The 19,938-nt window shown below is 76.6% G+C and carries 14 protein-coding genes; 4 read left to right on the plus strand and 10 right to left on the minus strand.

All coding sequences use genetic code 11. The features are described from left to right. Positions 1-113 precede the first annotated feature (113 nt). The gene (locus OG553_RS31830) at positions 114-1,265 is read left to right on the plus strand and encodes an alpha/beta hydrolase family protein (RefSeq protein ID WP_405982296.1); all 1,152 of its coding nucleotides are present in this window, start codon (positions 114-116) and stop codon (positions 1,263-1,265) included. A gap of 45 nt (positions 1,266-1,310) precedes the next feature. Here OG553_RS31830 and OG553_RS31835 read toward each other — a convergent pair whose 3' ends face one another. From OG553_RS31835 to OG553_RS31845, 3 genes are all read right to left on the minus strand, one after another. Next, positions 1,311-2,042, minus strand: coding sequence for an anti-sigma factor family protein (locus OG553_RS31835; RefSeq protein ID WP_405982297.1), 732 nt, complete (start codon positions 2,040-2,042; stop codon positions 1,311-1,313). Beyond that, positions 2,039-2,641 (minus strand): sigma-70 family RNA polymerase sigma factor, encoded by a 603-nt coding sequence (locus OG553_RS31840; protein ID WP_405982298.1) that lies wholly within the window; start codon positions 2,639-2,641, stop codon positions 2,039-2,041. The genes OG553_RS31835 and OG553_RS31840 overlap by 4 nt, the downstream gene beginning before the upstream one ends. A gap of 83 nt (positions 2,642-2,724) precedes the next feature. Continuing rightward, positions 2,725-3,705 (minus strand): DUF1996 domain-containing protein, encoded by a 981-nt coding sequence (locus OG553_RS31845; RefSeq protein WP_405982299.1) that lies wholly within the window; start codon positions 3,703-3,705, stop codon positions 2,725-2,727. Between the two features lie 365 nt (positions 3,706-4,070). Between OG553_RS31845 and OG553_RS31850 the strand changes: the two genes are divergently transcribed. From OG553_RS31850 to OG553_RS31860, 3 genes are all read left to right on the plus strand, one after another. Continuing rightward, positions 4,071-4,805 carry a DUF1838 family protein gene (locus OG553_RS31850; RefSeq protein WP_405982300.1) on the plus strand — a complete coding sequence of 245 codons (735 nt, stop codon included), beginning with the start codon at positions 4,071-4,073 and terminating at the stop codon, positions 4,803-4,805. 408 nt (positions 4,806-5,213) lie between these two features. After that, entirely contained in the window at positions 5,214-6,989 is a 1,776-nt protein-coding gene (locus OG553_RS31855) for a S8 family peptidase (RefSeq protein WP_405983199.1), read from the plus strand. A 238-nt stretch (positions 6,990-7,227) separates the two neighbouring features. Continuing rightward, positions 7,228-9,981 (plus strand): AAA family ATPase, encoded by a 2,754-nt coding sequence (locus OG553_RS31860; RefSeq protein ID WP_405982301.1) that lies wholly within the window; start codon positions 7,228-7,230, stop codon positions 9,979-9,981. Positions 9,982-10,023: 42 nt separating this feature from the next. On the opposite strand, the gene OG553_RS31865 is transcribed toward OG553_RS31860, so the two are convergent. From OG553_RS31865 to OG553_RS31895, 7 genes are all read right to left on the minus strand, one after another. Then, entirely contained in the window at positions 10,024-10,944 is a 921-nt protein-coding gene (locus OG553_RS31865) for a glycoside hydrolase family 19 protein (protein ID WP_405982302.1), read from the minus strand. A 228-nt stretch (positions 10,945-11,172) separates the two neighbouring features. Beyond that, positions 11,173-11,583, minus strand: coding sequence for a rodlin (locus OG553_RS31870; RefSeq protein WP_405982303.1), 411 nt, complete (start codon positions 11,581-11,583; stop codon positions 11,173-11,175). Between the two features lie 71 nt (positions 11,584-11,654). Next, a complete protein-coding gene (locus OG553_RS31875) occupies positions 11,655-11,963 on the minus strand; it encodes a hypothetical protein (RefSeq protein WP_405982304.1) in 309 nt (102 codons plus the stop codon). Beyond that, complete coding sequence (locus OG553_RS31880; RefSeq protein ID WP_405982305.1) at positions 11,960-12,721, minus strand: HNH endonuclease family protein; 762 nt, start codon at positions 12,719-12,721, stop codon at positions 11,960-11,962. The genes OG553_RS31875 and OG553_RS31880 overlap by 4 nt, the downstream gene beginning before the upstream one ends. 152 nt (positions 12,722-12,873) lie before the next feature. Next, positions 12,874-14,784: a hypothetical protein gene (locus OG553_RS31885; protein ID WP_405982306.1), complete on the minus strand. Its 1,911-nt coding sequence runs from the start codon at positions 14,782-14,784 to the stop codon at positions 12,874-12,876. Next, positions 14,781-18,770, minus strand: coding sequence for a DUF5682 family protein (locus tag OG553_RS31890; protein ID WP_405982307.1), 3,990 nt, complete (start codon positions 18,768-18,770; stop codon positions 14,781-14,783). Before OG553_RS31890 ends, OG553_RS31885 begins: the two co-directional genes overlap by 4 nt. Beyond that, positions 18,767-19,921 carry an AAA family ATPase gene (locus tag OG553_RS31895; protein ID WP_405982308.1) on the minus strand — a complete coding sequence of 385 codons (1,155 nt, stop codon included), beginning with the start codon at positions 19,919-19,921 and terminating at the stop codon, positions 18,767-18,769. The genes OG553_RS31890 and OG553_RS31895 overlap by 4 nt, the downstream gene beginning before the upstream one ends. Positions 19,922-19,938 lie beyond the last annotated feature (17 nt).

The following is a 19,938-nucleotide window of genomic DNA, read 5'->3' on the forward strand; positions in this document are numbered from 1 at the left end:
GGGCCCCGTCACGTGCGTACGACTTGAGGATGCCGCAGCTGCGACCGGAGGGTGACGGGGGATCAGCCTGCGAGGCGACGAGGGGCGTCGGGTGCGCGCCTAGCGTGGGGCGCATGACGATCAGACGCCGCACCGCCGTTGCCGCCGCCTTGCTCGCCCTGCTGCTCCCCGTCCCGGCCGCGGCGGCCTCCACCGCCTCCGCCGCCCCTGTGAGGGCTGCCGAACTGCCCGCCCCCACAGGGCGGTTCGCGGTCGGGCAGGAGGACCTGCACCTCGTCGACCGCGGCAGGACCGACCCCTGGGCGGGCAGCGGCCCCCGCGAGCTGATGGTCACCATGCGCTATCCCGCGCAGCACGGCACCGGCCGCGCCCCCGCGCCCTACCTGAGCACCGAGGAGGCCCGGCTGATCCTCGCCGACAAGCACCTCGACCAGCTGATCGACCCCGCCGCCTTCGCCGCCACCCGGTCCCACGCCAGGGCCGGCGCCCGGCCCGTCCAGGGCCGCTACCCGCTGATCGTGCTGTCGCCCGGCTTCACCGTGCCCCGCGCCACCATCAGCTCGCTCGCCGAGGACCTGGCCTCCCGCGGCTACGTGGTGGCCGCCGTGGACCACGCGTACGAGAGCGCCGCCACCGCCTTCCCCGGCGGCCGGATCCTGACCTGCCTGGCCTGCGACCGGTCACAGGGCCCGGAGGGCCACGCGGCCGTCGCAAGGGTCCGGGCCGAGGACGTCTCCTTCCTGCTGGACCGGCTCACCGCCCGCCACCCGGCCTGGCGCCACGCGGGGCTCATCGACCCGCGGCGCATCGCCATGGGGGGTCACTCCATGGGCGGCTCCGCCGCCCTGGCGGCCTTGACCGCCGACCAGCGGATCCGTGCGGGCTTCGACATGGACGGGGGCCTGCCCGAGCCCCTTCCGGCCGGCGGGACCGGCGGCCGCCCCTTCATGCTGTTCGGCTCCGCCGCCAGCGTGCCCGGGAGCCCGGAGAACGGCGACTGGTCGGGGGCGTGGCCCCACCTCGACGGCTGGAAGCGCTGGGTCACCGTCGACGGCAGCGACCACTTCGGCCCCACCGACTTCCCCGCCATCCGCGACCAGCTCGGCCTGCCCCACCCCGGGGCGCCGCTGTCCGGCTCCCGCGCCGTCGAACTGACCCGGACCTACGCGGCGGCCTTCTTCGACCAGCACCTCAAGGGGCAGCCCAGGCCGGTCCTGGACGGCCCCCGCCCCGAGGCCCCCGAGGTCCGCTTCCACAACCCCTGAGCGGCCGGTACGGGGACCCGCGCGGGTCCCCGTACCGCACGGTGGCTACACCGGGACGGACACGAACGTCCGGCCCGACTCGTTCACCACCAGGACCTCCTTGACGTCCGACGGGTCCACGGCCGCGGAGCCGTCCAGGGCCGCGCCCTTGCCCTCGCCGTGCTCCGCCGTGCCCACCACCCAGCCGCCGGCCGTGGACCGCGTACCGTCCCGGGAGACCACCACCAGACGGCACCGCTCGCCCGCCGGAACCCCGGTCACCGCCGCGTGCAGCCGCACCCACTTGGCGGCGGGCGTCAGCTGTACGGTCATCCGCGCGCCCGTACCCGGGTCCGTCGCGGAGGCCACCCGCGTCCCCGCGGGCGGCGGCGAGGGCGCCGAGGACGCCGTCGGCGGGGGCGGCGGGGGCAGCGCCCCGACGTCCCCGGCGTCCGCGCCCATCCGGGCCCCGGCCCAGAACACGGCCGCCAGCGAGGCCGCGGCCGCCAGGCCCACCACACCGGCCCGCCACCGCGCGGCCGCCGCCCGCTCCCCGCGCACCTGCCGCAGGGTCCGCTGGAGCATCAGGTCCCCGCCCTGCGGGGGCCCGTCCAGGAAGGCCTCCTCGGGCACCTCCCCGAGCACCCTCTCCATCTCGCGCAACGCCGCCACCTCCTCCCGGCACCGCACGCAGTCGCCGAGGTGCTCCTCGACGCGCCGTACGTCCTCCTCGTCCAGTACGCCGAGCACGTACGGGCCGAGCAGTTCCGATTCCTCCTCGTGCCGCTGACGGTTCACGCCACCACCTCCCGCAGTCCGCCGGGCTGCTGGGGCGGCCGGCCGGTTCCTTTCCTCCTCGCGCCGTCACCGGCGCCGTCCCCGAACACCTCGCGCAGGGCCTTCAGCGCGTAGTGCGAACGCGATTTGACCGTGCCCGCCGGGATGCCGAGCCGGTCGGCCGCCTCGGCGACGCTGTGCTGGCGGTAGTACAACTCCGTCAGCACGTCCCGGTGTTCCGGCGACAGCCGGTCCAGGGCGCCGAGCACCGTCATGGTGTCCACCACCGAGTCCGCGTGGTCCCCCTCGACGGGGGGAGCCGCCGCCGAGCCGGAGACCTCCGGCGGCCGGGCGGCCTTGGCCCGGTACCGGTCCGTGATGATGTTGCGGGTCACGGTGAGCAGCCAGCCGCGCACCGAGCCCTTCCCGTTGACCAGGACCTCGGAATGCCGCCAGGCCCGGATCAGCGTCTCCTGGACGACGTCCTCGGCGGCGGCCCGGTCCCCGGTCAGCCGGGTGGCGTAGGCGAGCAGGGCGTTGCCGTGCTCCTCGTACACCGCCCTGATCAGCGCCTCGTCGGTCGAGCCCCGCCGATTGCGGGGCCGCAGTGGTCCAGGCATACAGGTTCTCCGTCCGCCTCGTGTCGCGTCGTGCGGTCGGAACACGCCCGCGAGGGCCCGACGGTTCATGTGACCCGCGTCACTCACGTCCGGCAGGTGCGGCCCTCGTTGAGGCAGGCGACCAGTTCGTCCATCCGCCCGTCGGTCATCACGTCCACGAACATCGCGTGGTCCGTCTTCGGGCTGTGCCGCTGCTCCGGGAAGGAGTCGAGGGCGATCGGCACCCCCGGTGCCACCGCGTAGGCCAGCGAGAGCCGCAGCTCGGGGACCGCGAACGTGCCCTGGGGGCACACCCCTTGGCCGGAGGGGAACGCGAGGTGGGAGCGGTGGTCGGGGGCGGCCGCGTCCAGCCCGTTCCAGCAGGAGGGGAAGACGAGCGTACGGGTCACCAGCTGGCCGGCCGGGCAGCGCGGGTAGCCGGTCGTGGACCGGCCGGGGGTGCCCGAGCAGCCCCAGCGGGCCCGGACGGCGGCGTCCGTCGGTGCCGTGTACGCCACGGCGTCCCCCGTCATCGCGCGCAGGAAGCGGGGCATCGGCACCACCTTGCCGACCGGGTTCCCCCGGAACTCCACCCGCACCGAGGCCTCGGGCAGGATCTCCCCGGTGTTCCCGTGCCCCGCCGCGCCCTCGTGGGCGCGGCCGCCCGGCCGGTCGGTGCGCCGCAGGACCGGCCAGTAGTACGTGGAACGGTCGCCGCCGGCGCAGCTCGTGGCGGCGGCGGACAGCGAGGCGTCGGTGGACAGGGCGTCGGTGGACAGATTGCCCACGTACGCGTGGGTGTGGTGGGCGCCCGCCCGCAGGCCCGGCGAGACCACGAGGTTGTCCTCGTTCCAGTGGCCCTCCTCGTTGCGCCCGCAGTCCACCGTCACGGTGCCCGTGGAGGCGTCCGGTCCGGGCGGCGGCGGGGCGGGGTCGGGCGGGACGGAGGCGAGGTCCACGCGGCCGCCGACGGTGCCGGTGTGGCGCGGGCCGGCCGCCCGGGAGGCGCCCAGCACGGCGGCGGCCAGCCCGGCGCCCAGCACCAGGCAGACGAGCAGCGCCAGCAGGCGGTTTCCGTTCCCCATGACGGTCACGGTCGCCGCTGCCGCGCCGGACCGTCAACCGGGCGTCCGTACCAGGGCGCTGCCGCGCGTTCGGAGGTGTCGCGGGGGCCCCTGCTCAGCGGCTCACGGTCCCGGGCGTCGGGCCCCGGCCCGGCTCCGGGGTTCCCGCACCGGCCCCGGTACCCTCACCCGCACCGGCCCCGGTCCGGACCCGGATTCCGGCCCCGGTCCCGGGTCCACCGGTTTCGGTGTCCGCCGCGGTCCCGGGCCCGGTACCGCAGTCCGCTCCGCGCGGTGTCCCGGCCCCGGCGTTCCGGCCCGGCGCCGGCCCAGGTTGGCCCGGACGGTGCTTGTCCGCCAGTGATCCCGCCCCCGAGAGTTCTCGTATGACGCCGGAAGAGCTCCTGCACGCCTTCGCCCGCACCCGCGCCTCCCTCGACGGCGGTGACACGGTCTTCTGGTGGACCGGCGACGTCCACTCCTGGGCCCCCGGCGAGCCCTACCGCCGGCTCTTCGGCTTCGAAGGGCTCAACGCGGCCCGGCTGGAGGCCGACGAGGAGGCCGGCGGCTACCGGATGCTCTCCCGCGAGGCCGCCTTCTACCTCGACCCCGCCACTCGGGAGATCCTGGAGACCTGGCAGGGAAAGCCCGTGGTGCACGTCTGGAACGATCCGGCCAACCAGCGGTGGCGGCCCTTCCCCGTCCCGCGCACCGATCTGGGCGACCAGGTCTGCTTCAGCCTGGAGATCCCCCTCGCCTACCCTTCCCCGCTGCCGGTCGCCGACTACCCGCTGAACTCCGCCGACGACACCTACCGGGCCCTGGAGCTCTTCCAGTTCTTCACCTCCGCCGCCGCCCTGGCCGGTGACGCCCCGAGCGTCCCCGCCACCATGTCGTGGACCCGGATGTCCCCCTGGCTCCCCTGGATGGAACAGGGGCAGCGCCCCGGCGGCCTCACCTTCCACTGCCGCGGCGTGAAGCTCGCCTCCTACGACGAGGTGCCCGAGCGCACCCGCGCGTACATCGCCGCGCACCACCCGGAGTTCGCCCGCGCCCCCGAGAAGTGGGCCGAGCCCAACGAGTCCAGCTGGACGTACTTCCGCAGGCTCAACCCGCGCTGACCCCCCGGATCCCCCCGACCTCCGCCGACCCCCGGTAACCCTGGGCGGGGGAGGGGCCCCACAGGGTCCGGACAAGGGTTTTCCCCGTATCGGGTTCACTCCCGCGTTGCCTACTGTCTGCCCACCGGCGATCTTCCGCGCCCCGGGCGGCCCCGCACCAACCCCACATGGTGTGAAACGACCGCGGACGCGGCGACCGCCGGGTACGCCGTCGCCCTGCCCCGCCGTTGCGGCCGGGCGACGTGGCGCGGCGGTGCCGGGGCGGGTTCGACCAGCCCGTCCGGGCCCCGCCACCGCCTGTTCCACCTCCCACACTGCACCGACCGGCCGCTCCGGCCTGCCCGGATCCGGCCCGTAAAGGGGAACAACGTGCACGCACCCAGACGTCGGCTCATATCCGTCGTGGCCATGTCCGTCACCCTGCTCGCCGGCGCCGCCACCTCCGCGGTGGCCGTGACCCCCGCGAGCGACCCGGCCGCCTCCACCCTCCCGGCCGCCGCGGCCCCGGCCGCCCCCGCCGCCGCCCCGGTCGAGAACCTGATCGTCGGCTACAAGTCCTCGGCCTCCGAGGCCAGCTCCAACGACGCGGCCGCGACCGACGCCGCCGCCAAGGGCCAGAAGGCCGGCAAGAAGGCCAAGTTCGACCGCCGTCTCGGCACCGGAGCCGCGCTCGTCAACCTCGGCGGTGCGACCGCCCCGGCCGACGCCGCGAAGGTCATGGACCAGTTCCGCGCCGACCCGGACGTCGCCTACGTCGAGCCGGACTCCCGCGCCTACGCCATGGCCACCCCGGACGACACCGAGTACGCCAAGCAGTGGGACCTGTTCGAGCCCACCGCCGGCATGAACGTGCCCGCCGCCTGGGACAAGACCACCGGTTCCGGCGTCACCGTCGCCGTCATCGACACCGGCTACGTGGCCCACTCCGACGTGGCCCCCAACATCGTCGCCGGCTACGACTTCATCAGCAGCTCCACCGCCGCCCGCGACGGCAACGGCCGCGACAACAACCCGGCCGACCAGGGCGACTGGAGCGCGGCCGGCGAGTGCGGCACCGGTTCCAAGGCCAGCGACTCCTCCTGGCACGGCACCCACGTCGCGGGCACCATCGCCGCCGCGACCAACAACGGCAAGGGCGTCGCGGGCATCGCGTACAACGCCAAGATCCAGCCCGTCCGCGTGCTCGGCAAGTGCGGCGGCGCCACCTCGGACATCGTCGACGCCATCACCTGGGCCTCCGGCGGCACCGTCGCGGGCGTCCCGGCGAACGCCACCCCCGCCAAGGTCATCAACATGAGCCTCGGCGGCTCCGGCGCCTGCACCGCGAGCTACCAGAACGCGATCAACGCGGCCGTCGGCCGCGGCACCACCGTCGTGGTCGCCGCCGGCAACAGCAACGCGGACGCGGCCGGCTTCTCGCCCGCCAGCTGCAACAACGTGATCAACGTCGCCGCCAGCAACCGCACCGGTGACCGCTCCTTCTACTCCAACTACGGCGCGATCATCGACGTCGCCGCCCCGGGCGGTGAGACCCGCCGCGCCACCGACACGCCCGGCACCGTCACCACCCCCGAGAACGGCATCCTCTCCACGCTGAACGCGGGCACCACCACCCCCGGCGCCGAGATCTACAAGCCGTACCAGGGCACCAGCATGGCCGCCCCGCACGTCGCGGGCCTCGCCGCCCTCCTCGTCGCGGCCAAGCCCTCGCTGACCCCGGCGCAGATCGAGTCGGCCATCAAGGCCAACGCCCGCCCGCTGGCCGGCACCTGCACCGGCGGCTGCGGCACCGGCCTCGCCGACGCCACCGCGACCGTCAACGCCGTGACCTCGACCCAGCCCACCCCGGCCTTCGAGAACACCGCGGACGTCGCCATCGGCGACAACACCACGGTCGAGAGCCCGATCACCGTCACCGGTGTCACCGGCAACGCCCCGGCGAACCTCCAGGTCGGCGTGAACATCGCGCACACCTACATCGGTGACCTGAAGGTCGACCTGGTCGCCCCCGACGGCACCGTCTACACCCTGCACAACCGGGCCGGCGGCAGCACGGACAACATCAACCAGACCTACACCGTCAACGCCTCCTCCGAGGTCGCGAACGGCACCTGGAAGCTCCGTGTGAACGACAACGCGGGCGGCGACACCGGCAAGATCGACTCCTGGAGCCTCGGCTTCTGACCCCGGTCCCGCACCGGTCCCGGCGGAGCCCCCCAACTCCGTTCTGACGGACCGATGGTACGGACCAATCCAGTGCGCGGGTCTGCCGGTACCTCCCGTACCGGCAGACCCGCCGCGCATTCCTGCCGCCTGACTGAATTCTGCGTCACAATCCGGGTCCGTCGGGGGGCTGACCTCGTATTGTCGCGTCTCACAGGAAGGGCACAGGAGCAGGGGCGCGAAAGGCTGGTGGCTGTGCGTGGCGGCGACGGGGAACGCTGACACCAACGTCGGACACGGTGCACTCATCGAGGCGGTCGACCGCGCGCTGACCACGCACGGCCGCGCCGTCCTCACGGGCTGCGCCGGGTCGGGAAAGACCGAGGTGGCACGGGCCGTCGCGGCCGCCGCCGCCCGGCGGCGCGAAACCGTCCTGCGCCTCGCCCCCGAAGCCTGCGACCGGGAGATACCCGAGGCCGCCGCCGCGGCCCTCCTCGCCTCCGTCCCCCGCACCACCCTCGACCGCCTCGCCGGACCCCAGCGCACCGCCGTCGCCCTGCTCCGCCGCGAGGCCGACGCCCCCCGCGCCGGCCGCGACCACGTAGCCCTGCGCCTGGCCGTCGTCGAAGTGCTCCGCAGCCTCGCCGCCCCCGGCCCCGTCCTGCTCGTCCTCGACAACGCCCAGTGGCTCGACCCCGAGAGCACCGACCTGCTCCGCTTCGTCCTGCGCCTGACCCCGCCGCACGTCCGCGTCCTCGCCGCCGAATGCGTCCAGGCCGACCCCGTCGCCGAATCCCTCTGCGGCCCCGGCACCCCCGTCGTCCACGTCCCCCCGCTCGGCGCCGACGAGGTCGCCGAACTCCTGCTCCGCCACGGACTGCCCGCCCGCCTCGCCGGCCGCATCCACCAGGCCAGCGGCGGCAACCCCCGCCTCGCCCTCGCCCTCGGCCACTCCCTCGCCGAAGCCGCCGGCCAGGGCGGCTGCGCCCACCACGCCGACACCCTGCCCGTCACCGGCCAGGCCCGCGAGGTCGCCCGCCGCCTCCTCGCCGCGGCCCCCGGCCGGACCCGCCCGACCCTGCTGCTCGCCGCGCTCGCCGCCCGCCCCACCACCGCCCTGCTCCGCCGGGCCGGACGCCCCGACGCCGAGGCGGAACTCGCGCAGGCCGAACGGGCCGCACTGGTCACCGTCACCGAGGACGGCACCGTCGCCTTCACCGCCGGCGCCCTGCCGGCCGCCCTGGCCGCCGACGCCGGCTGGCCCGAACGGGCCGCCGGGCACGCCGCGCTCGCCGCCGCCGTGGACGACCCGGTCCAGGCCGTGCGCCACCGCGCGCTCGCCGTCGACACCCCCGACGCGGACCTCGCCGCCGAGATCACCCGGGCCGCCGACGCCTGCCGCCGCCGGGGGCAGCGGGCCCTCGCCGCCGAGCTCGGGCTGCTCGCCGCCGAACGCACCCCCGCCGCCCTCCCGCGGCAGGAGCTCGCCCGCCTCGTCGGCGCCGCCGAGGACGCCGGCTGGGCCGGCCGCGCCGACCTCGCCCGCCGCGCCACCCGCGCCGTCCTCGCCCGCGACGCCTCGCCCGCCCAGCGGGTACGGGCCCGGCTCGCGGTGATCGACGCCGCCGGGCAGGCCCTGGCCGACCTCGACGAGACCATCGCCCACGCCGTCGCCGACGCCGCCGGGGACCCCTCCCTGCAGGCCGCCGTCCAGCTGCGGATCGCCTGGAAGCACAACATCGGCGACGGCGACCCCGTCCGCGCCCGCGACGCCGCCGCCGAGGCCGGAGCACTCGCGAAGGCCGGGGGGGACCAGGTCGCCGAAGCCATGGCCCTGACCGTCCGGGCCCGGATGGGACGCATCCTCGGAGACCCCGACGCCGAGGACATCCTGGCCGAGGCCCTCGCCCTGCCCGCCCCCGAGGTCCCCCTCGGCATGCGCAACGCCCCCCAGTTCCTCGCCGTCCGCCACGCCCTCTTCGACGACCGGCTCACCGACGCCCGCCGCCAGCTCCTCGTCCTGCTCCCCGCCGTGCAGCGCACCGGCTCCGCCGAGGACGTCTTCGAGGTGCTGCGCAGCATGACGGAGGCCGAACTGCGGCGCGGCCGCTGCGTCCGCGGCACCGCACACGCCCGCCGCGCCCTGGAGCTCACCATCGAGGCGGGCCTCTCACCCGGCCCGGCCTGGTACGTGGCCGCCACCGCCGAGGCCGCCGGCGGGAGCTTCGCCCGCGCCGCCGCGTACGCCCGCCGCGGCATCCGGGCCTCCGAGGAGGAGGGCGACCAGGTCTTCCTGTCCCGGGGGCTGTACGCGCTCGGCACCGTGGAACTCGCCACCGGCGAGGCCGCGAAGGCGGTCGCCACCCTCAGCCGGGTCGCCGCCCTGGAGGAGGCCCAGCAGGTGGTGGACCCCTCCGTACTGCGCTGGCACGGGGAGCTCGCCGAGGCGCTGGTCGCCGCCGACGCGCCCGGGGAGGCCGCCGGGCTGCTGGACCGGGTCGCCCCGGTCGCCCGCTCCCTCGGCCGCACCACCGTGCTCGCGGCCCTGGACCGGGCCCGCGGGCTGTGCCTGTCCGCGCGGGGCGAGCCGGAGGCGGCCGTCGCCCTGCTCGAGGCCACCGCCGAGCGGTTCGGCGCCTTCGGACTCCCCCTCGAACACGGCCGCACCCTGCTCGCGCTGGCCCGCGTGGAACGCCGGCGCCGCCGACGCGCCCCCGCCCGGGCCGCCCTGCGGGCCGCCGCCGAGCTGTTCGAGGCCGCCGGGGCCGGGCCCTGGCTGGACCTGGCCCGGGAGAACGCCCCCGAGAGCTGCGGGCCGCACCCCGGGGTGGCGGCCCTGACCGAGGCGGAGGCCCGGCTCGCCCTCCTGGTCGCCGGGGGAGCGAGCAACCAGGAGGCGGCGGCGAAGCTCTTCCTGAGCGTCAAGACGGTGGAGGCCCGGCTCACCCGGATCTACCAGAAGCTCGACGTCCGCTCCCGTGCCCAGCTGGCCACGGCGCTGCGCGGCCAGTGAGCCGGGAGTGAGCCGGGACGGCGGGCCGGGGCCCGCGCGCCGTCAGCAGCTCAGGTTGTTGCCCGGGGTGACCCCCAGCAGCTGGGTGAAGCTCTGGTACTTGCTCACCCGGCTCTGGACCTGCGCCGGGTTCCCGCCGTTGCACTCCAGGGCCCCGTTGATGGAGCGGATGGTCTCGCCGAAGCCCGCGCCGTTGACCATGGCCGCGTGCGCGGTCATCGTGCCGGGGCCGTTCTGGGTGTTCCAGTACCAGAGCGCCGTCTTCATCGCGACGGCCGGGTCCTGCTCCACCAGGTAGGGGTTGGCGAGCAGGTTGATGCCGAGGGCGTCGCCCGCCGCCTTGTAGTTGAAGTTCCAGCTGAGCTGGATGGGCCCGCGGCCGTAGTACGCGGCCTGGCCGGCGGGACAGCCGTAGGGCTGGGAGGCGTCGCAGTAGTGCGGGTAGTTGGCGGTGTTCTGCTCCACTATGTACACCAGGCCGCCCGTCTCGTGCGAGACGTTCGCGAGGAAGGCGGCCGCCTCGCGCCGCTTGACGGTGTCGTCGCCGGTGTTGGCGAAGCCGGGGTACGCGGAGAGCGCCGCGACCAGGCCGTTGTAGGTGTAGAACGGGTTCCGGTTCGGGAACATCTGGTTGAACTGGGCCTCGCTGACGACGAAGCCGGACGGGTTGCCGGTGCCGGGGTCGGGGTCCTGGCCCCCGCCGCCGCAGGCGCCCTGGTCCGACCAGACGCCCCACTGGCCGGTGGTGCCGGGCGTCTCGCCCTGGGTCCACCACTTCGCCTGCCAGTTGTGGCCGCCGTGCGAGGCGCTCGCGCCGCCCGTGTAGACGGCGGAGGAGCTCCAGGCCCCGGCGCAGGCGGGGGCCGCGGCGGCGGGCGAGGCGGGCAGGGCGACGGCGAGGCCCAGGGTGGCGGCGACGGCCGCGGTGAGGGAGAGGGTGCGGCGGCGAAGCGTGCGTATCACGTAACTGCTCCTGAGGTGGGGGGAATTGTCGCGGGGAGGTGGGGGGCGACAACTACCGCCACTGAACCGATAGTGGTCTGGACCTGTCAAGGTCTAGACCAAATCCTTTGCCCTCGGAGCCGGGTCGGGCAGGATCGTGCCGGGACGGGCCGGATCGTGCCGGGACGGGCCCGGACGTGCCGGAGCGGCGTGGCGGTCCGACCGCCACGCCGCTCCGGGGCCGCTGGGTCAGCTGCCGGCCGAGAGGTTGCCGGACAGGACCGGGATGTTCTCGGCGATGTGCGAGAGGGTCTCGTCACCCTTGGCCTGGGTGGAGTTCTCGGTGCACTGCTGGTTCTGCGGGTTGGAGGCGATCGGGATGTCCTGGACGCCGATGTTGATCAGGGCCAGCACGGACTGGACGTTGACCTTGGCCGGCAGGCCGACGCAGAGCTTGTTCAGGGAGCCCTGGACCGCCGAGAGCTGCGGGCTCATCTTGCCCGAGGTCTCCTGGTTTCCGTAGATCTGGTCGGCGTTGTTGCCGTTGACCGTGTTGATCCCGTTGTCATTGCCGATCGCCATCGCCGGGGATGCCGTGAGGGCGCCCGCACCCAGGACGGAGGCGGTGACGGCGGCGGTGGCCATGAACTTCTTGAGCATCGTGAGGATCCTTCTGTCGCATGTGCTGTCCCCGGCGGGACGACCTGACCAACTGCCTCCCGGCCCAGGAGTTATCGCCGGTCACCCGACCGGCCCAACGGGTCCGCCGGGCCCGGGGGTGGAGCGCAGGCCCCGCCACCGGCGCGGACCGCGCGCAGCGCGGCCTCGTGCAGGGCCCGGGGATCGCCGTGGGCCACGGGGCTGCCGGTGAGCGTGTACCACTCGTCCGCGTCCGTGTACTGGATGTCGAAGCGGACCTTCCCGTCCGCCCCGCCGGTGGTGCGCAGCGTGAGCGGGCCCGTGATGACGCCGACCTCGTCGGTCATGGCGCCGCCGGGACCCGCGAGGACCTCGTCCTGCCACTGCCGGGGAGCGGTCATGAGGCGCAGGTGTCGATCATGGTGGTGAGCATGGCCCTCTCGGCCTCGGTGACGGTCAGGCCGTAGTGGGACTTCACGGTGGTCCAGGCCCGCCCGTACTGGCACCAGCTCGACCGGTCCGGCGGCTGCCACAGGTCGGGGCTCTGGTCGCCCTTGGAGCGGTTGGACGCGGCCGAGACGGCCAGCAGCTGCGGCCGCGTCAGGTCGTTGGCGAAGGCCTTGCGCTTCGCGGCGTCCCAGCGGGCCGCGCCGGACCGCCAGGCCTCGGCCAGCGGCACCATGTGGTCGATGTCCAGCTTCGAGGCCTCGTTGACCGAGACCCCGTCGTACAGGCTCTTCCAGCTGCCCGAGACGGCGCGGCACTCGGAGTCCTGTGCGACGTTCGCCCCGTCACGCCCCAGTACGGTCTCGCGGGTGTCGCACTTGTTGCCCTGCTCGGCCCAGTGGGTGAACTTGTCCCGGCTGTACCCGGCCATCGTGCCGGGCTTGCCGGTGGTGAGGGCGGCCAGTTGGGTCCGGGCGGAGGCCGCGTCCACCATCCCCGGCAGCACGTCCCCGGAGGCGGGCTTGGCGTCGCCCGCGGGAGGGGGCGCCGACGGGGAGGACGCGGGGGCCGGCGCCGAAGCGGAGGGGCTGGCACCGCCAGGTTTCCCCGCCGGTTTGCCGTCCCCGGAGTTCCCCGGGCCCCCGCACCCGCTCACACCGAGCAGCAGCGCCACGGCCACCACCCCGCCGCGTACACCTGTGTGACGATTCATGACCCCACCCCGGACGAGACGCTTCGCGAACTGACCCGGGAAGACTACCCATAACCGGACATCCAACCACGCACCACCCCCGCCGTCGGGAACGGATCGGGAACAATCGGACGATGGCGCCCGCCAGTTGCCGACCCGTTCCCCGCGCCGGATCAGTCCCAGGAGGCGGCCACCAGGGATCGGTGGGCGGCCTCCAGGTGGGCGGACGCCGCGAGCCAGGCCCAGGCGTAGCCCTCCGACGAGGGCTCGGTGAGCCGGCCGAAGGCGTCGCGGGGGCGGCGCCCGGCCTCCGCGACGAGCGTGCCCGCCAGGTCGGCCGCCGTCCCGAACCCGGCCCGGCGCAGCGGCCCGTACGCGGAGAGGGGCTCCGGTCCCCGGCCGGTCTCCGCCACCGCCCGGCGGCCGCCGGCCACACCCGTCTCCAGCAGCCGCCGCACCCGCCACAGCGGTGAGTCGGCCACCGGGTCCGGACCCGGCCCGCCGGCGGCCACCACCCCTGCGGCAGCCCCGCCGTCCGGGAAGTGACTGCCCTGGAGCCGGTCGTAGCCCAGGTCGGCCCGGTCGCGCCACTCCGGCGGCAGCCGCAGCGTGTGCTCCGCCCCGGGCACCGGCCCCACAGCGAGCGGGCTCAGGGTGGCGGCCCGGTCGGGGTCCGGGCGGCCGAGGACGCGCATCGCCAGCCCCGGATGCCCGGCCAGGCGGCGCAGGTTGGCGGTGTGCGCCAGCTCCGGGTGCGGATGCGCCGGGCGCAGCCGCAGCAGCGGCGCGTCCGCGCGGAGCTCCCGCACCAGCAGGTGCTCGCCGGCCGCGCCGACCACCTGGACGTCGCAGCCCAGCAGGCCCGGTTCGGCGTCCCGCGCCAGGAGTTCCCGTACGGCTTCGGCCGCCGGGCGGGCGAACAGCGCGGCCAGCGGCTCCTCGTCCCAGGCCGCGCCCGGCGCCGGCACCGCCCGGACCCCGCGCCCGGCACCGAGCCGCCCGTCCGCGGAGACCGTCGCCCCGGTGATGCGCAGACCCCCGCGCGCCAGCCCCGCGTGGTCGAGGGCGGCCCCGCCCAGGGCCACGGAGGCGGCCCCCGCGCCCCGGGCGCGGGCGAGCCCGCCCGGGCGGACGTCCGACAGCGTGTAGCGGACGCCGTCCGCGCCCAGCAGGTGGGTGACCACACCGCCGTAGCCCGTCGCCGTGAGCACGGGCTCCCGGCACAGGCCGTGGACGCGGATGCCGCCCCCGGCGGCGTAGGCGCGCCGGCCGCCGCCCGTCAGCCCGGGACCGCCCGTCCCGGACGCCAGCAGCGCGGCGGTGCGCAGCAGTTCCGCGAAGGCGGCGGCCAGGTCGGTGAGCCGCTGGCCGGCCCGGCGCTCCCGCGCCGCCCGCAGTCCCCGTACCACGCGCAGGGCGGCGGCCTCCGCGCGCGGCAGCCCCGCGAGCCGTGCGGTGTGCGCGGCGCGCAGCAGTTCGGCCTGCGCCACCGCGCCCCCGGCGACGACACCGGCGGCCAGCGCCTCGGCCGCCACGGCCCACAGCGCGGCCCCGGCCCGCACCTGGGCCGGCGTCGGCGGTGCGTCGGCCTCCCGGCCCGCGTCCCCGGAGCCCGAGCCGGCCCCGGCCCCGGCACCGGCTCCGGCGTCCGGCCCGGAACCCGGCGCCGTGGCCGGCCCCGGCGTCGCCCGTGCGGGCGCGTCCCCCTCGGGCCGCGCGTCCGACGCGGCTCCGGCCCCGTCCCGTTCACCGGGGCCTTCCCCGGCCGAGGGCCCGTCCGGGTCCTCGGGCGACGGCTCGGCCAGCGGCGCGGCCCCCAGTACGGCCGCCCGGTGCAGGCAGCGCGGCGCCAGCAGGCAGCCGCAGACGGCCTGTCCGGGTTCCGTGACCGCCCCCGACGGCCCCGGACGCAGGGTGACCACCGCGTCCTCGCCGAAGCGGAAGGCGACGGCCCCGTCCGCGCCGACACCTTCCGGGCAGCCCTCGATCGCGGCGTCCAGCTTCTTGCGCAGCCGGGCGCTCAGGTTCTCCACCGCGTCCGCGACCACCTCGGCGGTGACGGGCGGCAACAGCGGGCTGGTCATCGGGGCTCCCCACGGAGTCGGTCGCCCACCCAGCGGGCGAGGGCGAGAGGGCTGAGCGCGGCCACCGGCATCCCGGCGGCGACGAGTTGCCGCGCCACCGGCACCGAGTAGCGGGGCGCGCCCGAGTCGTCGAGCGCGGCGCAGCCCAGCAGATGGGCACCGGACGCGGCCAGCGCCCGCACCTCGGCGAGCAGACCCCCGACGGGGCCGCCCTCCTCGAAGTCGCTGACCACGACGACCAGCGTGCGGCTCGGCACGGTGATCAGGCTGCGGGCGTGCGCGAGGCCCGCGGCGATGTGCGTACCGCCGCCGACCCGGACCTCCAGCAGCAGCGAGAGGGGGTCGTCGACCCGGCCGCTGAGGTCCACCACCTGGGTGGAGAAGGCCAGGAAGTGCGTGGACAGGGTCGGCACCCCGCCCAGCACCGCCGCCGTCAGCGCCGACCAGACCACGGACGCCTCCATCGAGCCGGAGACGTCCACCACCAGGATCAGCCGCCAGTCCGCCTCCTTCGACGTCCGCGTGCTGAACACCGGACGCTCCGGGACCACCACAACCCGGCCGTCGTCGAGGCGCCGGGTGTGCGCCAGGTTGGCCCGCAGGGTGCGGGCCAGGTCGAGCGGACCGCCCGGCCGGCGGGTCGGGCGCGGGGTCGCCACGCCCGAGAGGGCCGGGCGCAGCCGGGTGGCGAGCTCCTTCGCCAGTTCGTCGACGAGCCTGCGCACCAGCGGCCGCAGCCGGGCCAGGTGGGCCTCGGACATGCCGCCGGCCAGCGACAGCACCGAGGTCAGCAGCTCCACGGAGGGGCGCACCGCCGCCGGGTCGAGCTGGGCCAGCACGTCGGTGCGGCCCGCCCCGGCAGCGTCGGCGAGGACCTCCTCGCGCACGTCGGCGCCGAACAGGGACTCCAGTTCCGCCGACCACTCGCGGGCCGTCGGGAAGGAGGCCTCGTCCCCGCCGCCGGAGCCGGGCCGCTCCACGTCCGAGGAGCCCTCGCCGCGCCCGGCGCCGTACAGCTCGTCCAGTGCGCGGGCGTAGGGCCGCGCGCCGGCCGGGAGCCGGTCGCGCTGACGGCCCAGCAGCAGCCGCCACCGGTCGGCGGGCGCCAGCCGCCGTTCCTGCGCGGGCCGGGCGGGGAGCGCGGGCGCCGCCGCGTCGGCGGGAACGCGGACGGGCGCGCCGACCGGGACGCCCGCCGTGTCCGGCGGACCACCGGGCAGCGGCAGTTCCTTCAGCGCGGCCAGACCGGCCGCGTCGGCGGCCGCCCACAGGGCGAGCAGTGCGGGCGGCGCGTCCAGCGCGAGGTCGACGCGGTCGCCGATCCGCTCGGTGACCACGTCCAGCAGCCGCTCCCGGGCGGCCGGGGCCAGCACGTCGAACCCGGCGCGCAGCGCGGGCAGCCGCTCCAGGAACGCCCCGTCGGCCAGCGAGTCCACCCGGTCCAGCAGCGGGGTGAGGGCGGCCGGGGAGGCGCCCAGCAGCGGCCCGGCGGCGGTGAGCAGCCCGGCGAGGCGGCGGGCCAGCGCGCGCCGCCCGTCCGGGGTGGCCGCCCCGTCCACCCAGGCGGCGGCACGGGAACCCAGCGCGTGCGCCGGGTCCAGGTCGAGCAGCACCCGTACGGCCAGGGCCGCACCCCGCATCAGGGGGCCCGCGCCGGATGCGAGTTCGGCCAGGGCGGCGTCCATCCGCAGCCCCAGCCGGCGGGCGGCGGCCCGGTCGGCGAGGGCCACCAGGGCGCCCGCGTCGGCGGGGTCGTCACTGCCGGCGAGGCCGGGCAGGGACCGCAGCGCCGCGTCGAGGAGCTCGCCGGCCAGCTCCCCGGCGACGGCCCGCGCCGCGTCCCCCGCGCCGGGCAGGTGGCCGCGGCGCAGCCCCTCCAGCAGGTCCACGGCCTCCAGGAGCTCCGCCACGGTGGCCGTGTCCGGCAGTACGGCCGCCATCTCCTCCATGCGTACGCCGACCAGTTCGGGCAGGTCGCAGCGCGCGGCGGCGTCGAGCCCGGCCAGTACCTGACCCGCCGTCGGGCCGCCTTCGGCCGCCTGGCGGCGCGCGACGTCGCGCAGCGTCCCCGCGGCCGCCTGGGCGGCGCTCACGCCGCGGACCCCCGCCAGGTCGAGGCGGGCCGGGACGGACGGGTTCCAGGACAGCCGCCACTTGCTCCCCAGGGCGGTGCCGTCACCGGTGGCGGCCGTCCCCAGGGGCTCCCCGTAGGAGGCCCCGCAGACCAGCAGCCGCCGCAGCAGCACCTCGCGGCGCCCGTCGAGTTCGGAGCGCAGCGGGTCGAGGCGGACCTCGCGCGGCTCCGGGTCGGCGGGACACGGCAGCCGCAGCGCGGCCAGCTCCGCCTCCACGGAGGGGCCGAGCCCGGAACGCGGGGCGTGCGGGGTGGTCCGGCCGCGGCCCGTGCCGACGAACACGGCCTCCAGGGCGCGGGCCAGCGCCCGGCCCCGGCCCAGGGGTTCGCCCTGCCCGAGCACCGTGGTGACTGCCTCCAGCAGCTCACCCCGGCCGGGGGCGGGCAGCCCCCGCAGCACCGCCAGGTCGCAGGCCAGCCGCAGCGTCTCGGCGGCCTCCCCGGTGCCCGCCGTGTGCCCGGCGCGGCGCAGCTCCCGGCACAGCCGGGTGAGGGCGGCCGCGGCCGCCTCCCGCAGCCGTTCCGGGTCCCCGCCCGCCTCGAAGACGGCCTGCTGCCACAACGGGTCCCGGATCCCGGCGGGATACCCGGAGCGGGAGTCGAGCAGATCATGCGAGTACGCCACGAACGAGGTGACGACCCCCCCGACCTCCACCCCCGCTGCGGCCCCGACACCGCCCGCAGGCGCGGCTGCGACCCCAGCCTCCTCTTCGGCCCCGGCCCCGGCCACGGTCCGGGCCTCGGCCGAGGCACCGGCCCCGGCCTCCGTCCCCGACCCGGCGGCCTCCGCCTCGGCCCCAGCCTCCGCCTCGGCACCGGCTGCGGTCCGGGCCTCGGCCGAGGCACCGGTCTCCGTCCCCGACCCGGCGGCGGCATTGGCCTCGGCCCCGGCTGCGGTCCGGGCCTCGGGCGTGGCCTCGGCTCCGGCCTTCGCCTCGGCCCTGGCCGCGAGTCCGGCTGTGGCGCCGACGCCGGCGCCGGCTGCGGCACCGGCCTCCGCCCCGGCACCGGCTGCGGTTCGGGTATCGGTCCCGGTCTCCGCCTCGGCACCGGCCGTGAGTCCGGCCCCGGCCCCGGTCCCGGTCCCGGTCCCGGCCTCCGTCCCCGACACGGCGGTGGCACCGGCCGCGGGGCCGGCCACGGCTCCGGCCCCGCCACTGGTGTCCGGTCCCGCGTGAGCCACAAGGGCGGGGGAGTGGAACGCGCCGGTCACGGCGGCCACTCGGCGTCCGGCGAAGCGTGCGAGCACGTCCCGCATGTGGGCCTCCCGCGCCAGGTCCACCGCCGCCACCGCGCCCGCGTCGGCCCGCAGCGCCCAGCCGACGCCGAGCGCGGCGCGGCGTACGGCCTCGGGGGAGCAGCCCGGGGCCAGGACCTCCACGGCCCGGTCCCACAGGTCCTCGCCCTCGCGCCCGGTCCCCGACGCGGCGAGCGCCCCGGCGTAGGACCCGGCCCCCGACGGGCCGGCGGCGGCAGGCGCGGCCTGCGGCGTCCAGCCCCGGTCGGACAGCGGCAGGTCGCAGCAGACGACCTCCACGCCCCGCCCGCGCGCCCAGCGGATCGCCGCCAGCTCGGGGGAGAAGTCCGCGAACGGATAGAAGGCGAGGCGCCCTTCGGCCCCCAGGCCCGCCAGGGCGACCGGCGCGACGGTCTCCGGGTCGGCCAGGTGGGGCAGCCACGGCCGGAACTCGGCCGGCAGCTCCACGCAGACGACCTCGGGGTCCGCCGCGTCCAGCAGCGCGGGGACCACGGCGGCCAGCGCGGGACTGTGGTGGCGCACCCCCAGCAGGTACGGCTCGCGGCAGGCGGCCAGTTCCTCCACCGCCGCCCGCGGTTCGGCGGTGAGCGTCAACGCAGGCTCCCGCGCAGGTCCCACAGCCGGCGCCACATCGCGGAGCCGTCCTCGGCCCGGCGGCGGACCGGGCCGTCCCAGTAGCCCAGCAGCCGCCCGTGGTCGGCCGGGTCGTCCTTGCGCACCACGCCCAGCAGGTGCCCCGGCAGCAGGTCCAGCACGTCACCGCCCGGCAGGTACGCGGCGGATACCCCCAGGGAGGCCGCCACCTGGACCGCCTCGGCGGTGGACATGACCGTGCCGGGCCGCTCCACGTCCCAGCCCTCGGCGCTGCGCCCCGAGCGCAGGTCCCGGAAGACGGTGACGAGCGCGTCGAGGACCGAGTCGTCGACCCCGAAGGCGGCGCCGGCCCGCTCGACGGCGGCGACGGCCTGCCGGCGGATCAGCTCGGCCTCGGCGTCCGGGTCGGCGATCGGGCCGACCGTCTCGAAGTTGAAGCGCCGCTTGAGGGCCGCGGACATCTCCGAGACGCCCCGGTCGCGCAGGTTGGCGGTGGCGATGACCGTGAAGCCGGGCGCCGCCGCGACCACCGCGTCCTCGGTGGCGGTCAGTTCGGGCACGCTGACCCGCCGGTCGGACAGGATCGACACGAGCGCGTCCTGCACCTCCGGCAGGCAGCGGGTGATCTCCTCGACCCGCGCCACCCGGCCCGTCCGCATCGCGCGGAGCACGGGGGAGTCGACCAGGGCCTGCGGGGTGGGGCCCTGGGCGAGCAGCAGCGCGTAGTTCCAGCCGTAGCGGAAGGCGTCCTCGGTGGTGCCGGCCGTGCCCTGCACGGTGAGCTCGCTGGTGCCGCAGACGGCGGCCGACAGCAGCTCGGACAGCATCGACTTGGCGGTGCCCGGCTCACCGGTGAGCAGCAGCCCGCGCTCCCCGGCCAGGGTCACCACGCAGCGCTCCACCAGGGCGCGTTCGCCGACGAACTTGGGGGCGATCACCAGCTTCGACGGGAGTCCGGCACGACGCCCCGGCAGTGCCAGCTCCTCGCCCGCGCTGCCGCACACGAAGGTCACCACCGCGCGCGGGGTGAGCGCCCAGCCGGGCGGACGGGGGCCGGTGTCCTGGGCGGCGAGGAAGGCGAGTTCGGCGGCGTACCGCTCCTCGGCGGGCATCGCCTGCCGGGCGGGGGCGGACTGTTCGGTGACGGTCATCGGGTATCGGGTCCTCT

Source organism: Streptomyces sp. NBC_00158, assembly GCF_045160885.1.
GTDB lineage: Bacteria > Actinomycetota > Actinomycetes > Streptomycetales > Streptomycetaceae > Streptomyces.

What these genes read in the sequence shown, in the direction of transcription:
- OG553_RS31830 (WP_405982296.1), top strand. Translation starts at nt 114, where the DNA reads ATGACGATCAGACGCCGCACCGCCGTTGCCGCCGCCTTGCTCGCCCTG.
- OG553_RS31840 (WP_405982298.1), bottom strand. Translation starts at nt 2,641, where the DNA reads ATGCCTGGACCACTGCGGCCCCGCAATCGGCGGGGCTCGACCGACGAG.
- OG553_RS31845 (WP_405982299.1), bottom strand. Translation starts at nt 3,705, where the DNA reads ATGGGGAACGGAAACCGCCTGCTGGCGCTGCTCGTCTGCCTGGTGCTG.
- OG553_RS31850 (WP_405982300.1), top strand. Translation starts at nt 4,071, where the DNA reads ATGACGCCGGAAGAGCTCCTGCACGCCTTCGCCCGCACCCGCGCCTCC.
- OG553_RS31855 (WP_405983199.1), top strand. Translation starts at nt 5,214, where the DNA reads ATGTCCGTCACCCTGCTCGCCGGCGCCGCCACCTCCGCGGTGGCCGTG.
- OG553_RS31870 (WP_405982303.1), bottom strand. Translation starts at nt 11,583, where the DNA reads ATGCTCAAGAAGTTCATGGCCACCGCCGCCGTCACCGCCTCCGTCCTG.
- OG553_RS31875 (WP_405982304.1), bottom strand. Translation starts at nt 11,963, where the DNA reads ATGACCGCTCCCCGGCAGTGGCAGGACGAGGTCCTCGCGGGTCCCGGC.
- OG553_RS31880 (WP_405982305.1), bottom strand. Translation starts at nt 12,721, where the DNA reads ATGAATCGTCACACAGGTGTACGCGGCGGGGTGGTGGCCGTGGCGCTG.
- OG553_RS31885 (WP_405982306.1), bottom strand. Translation starts at nt 14,784, where the DNA reads ATGACCAGCCCGCTGTTGCCGCCCGTCACCGCCGAGGTGGTCGCGGAC.
- OG553_RS31895 (WP_405982308.1), bottom strand. Translation starts at nt 19,921, where the DNA reads ATGACCGTCACCGAACAGTCCGCCCCCGCCCGGCAGGCGATGCCCGCC.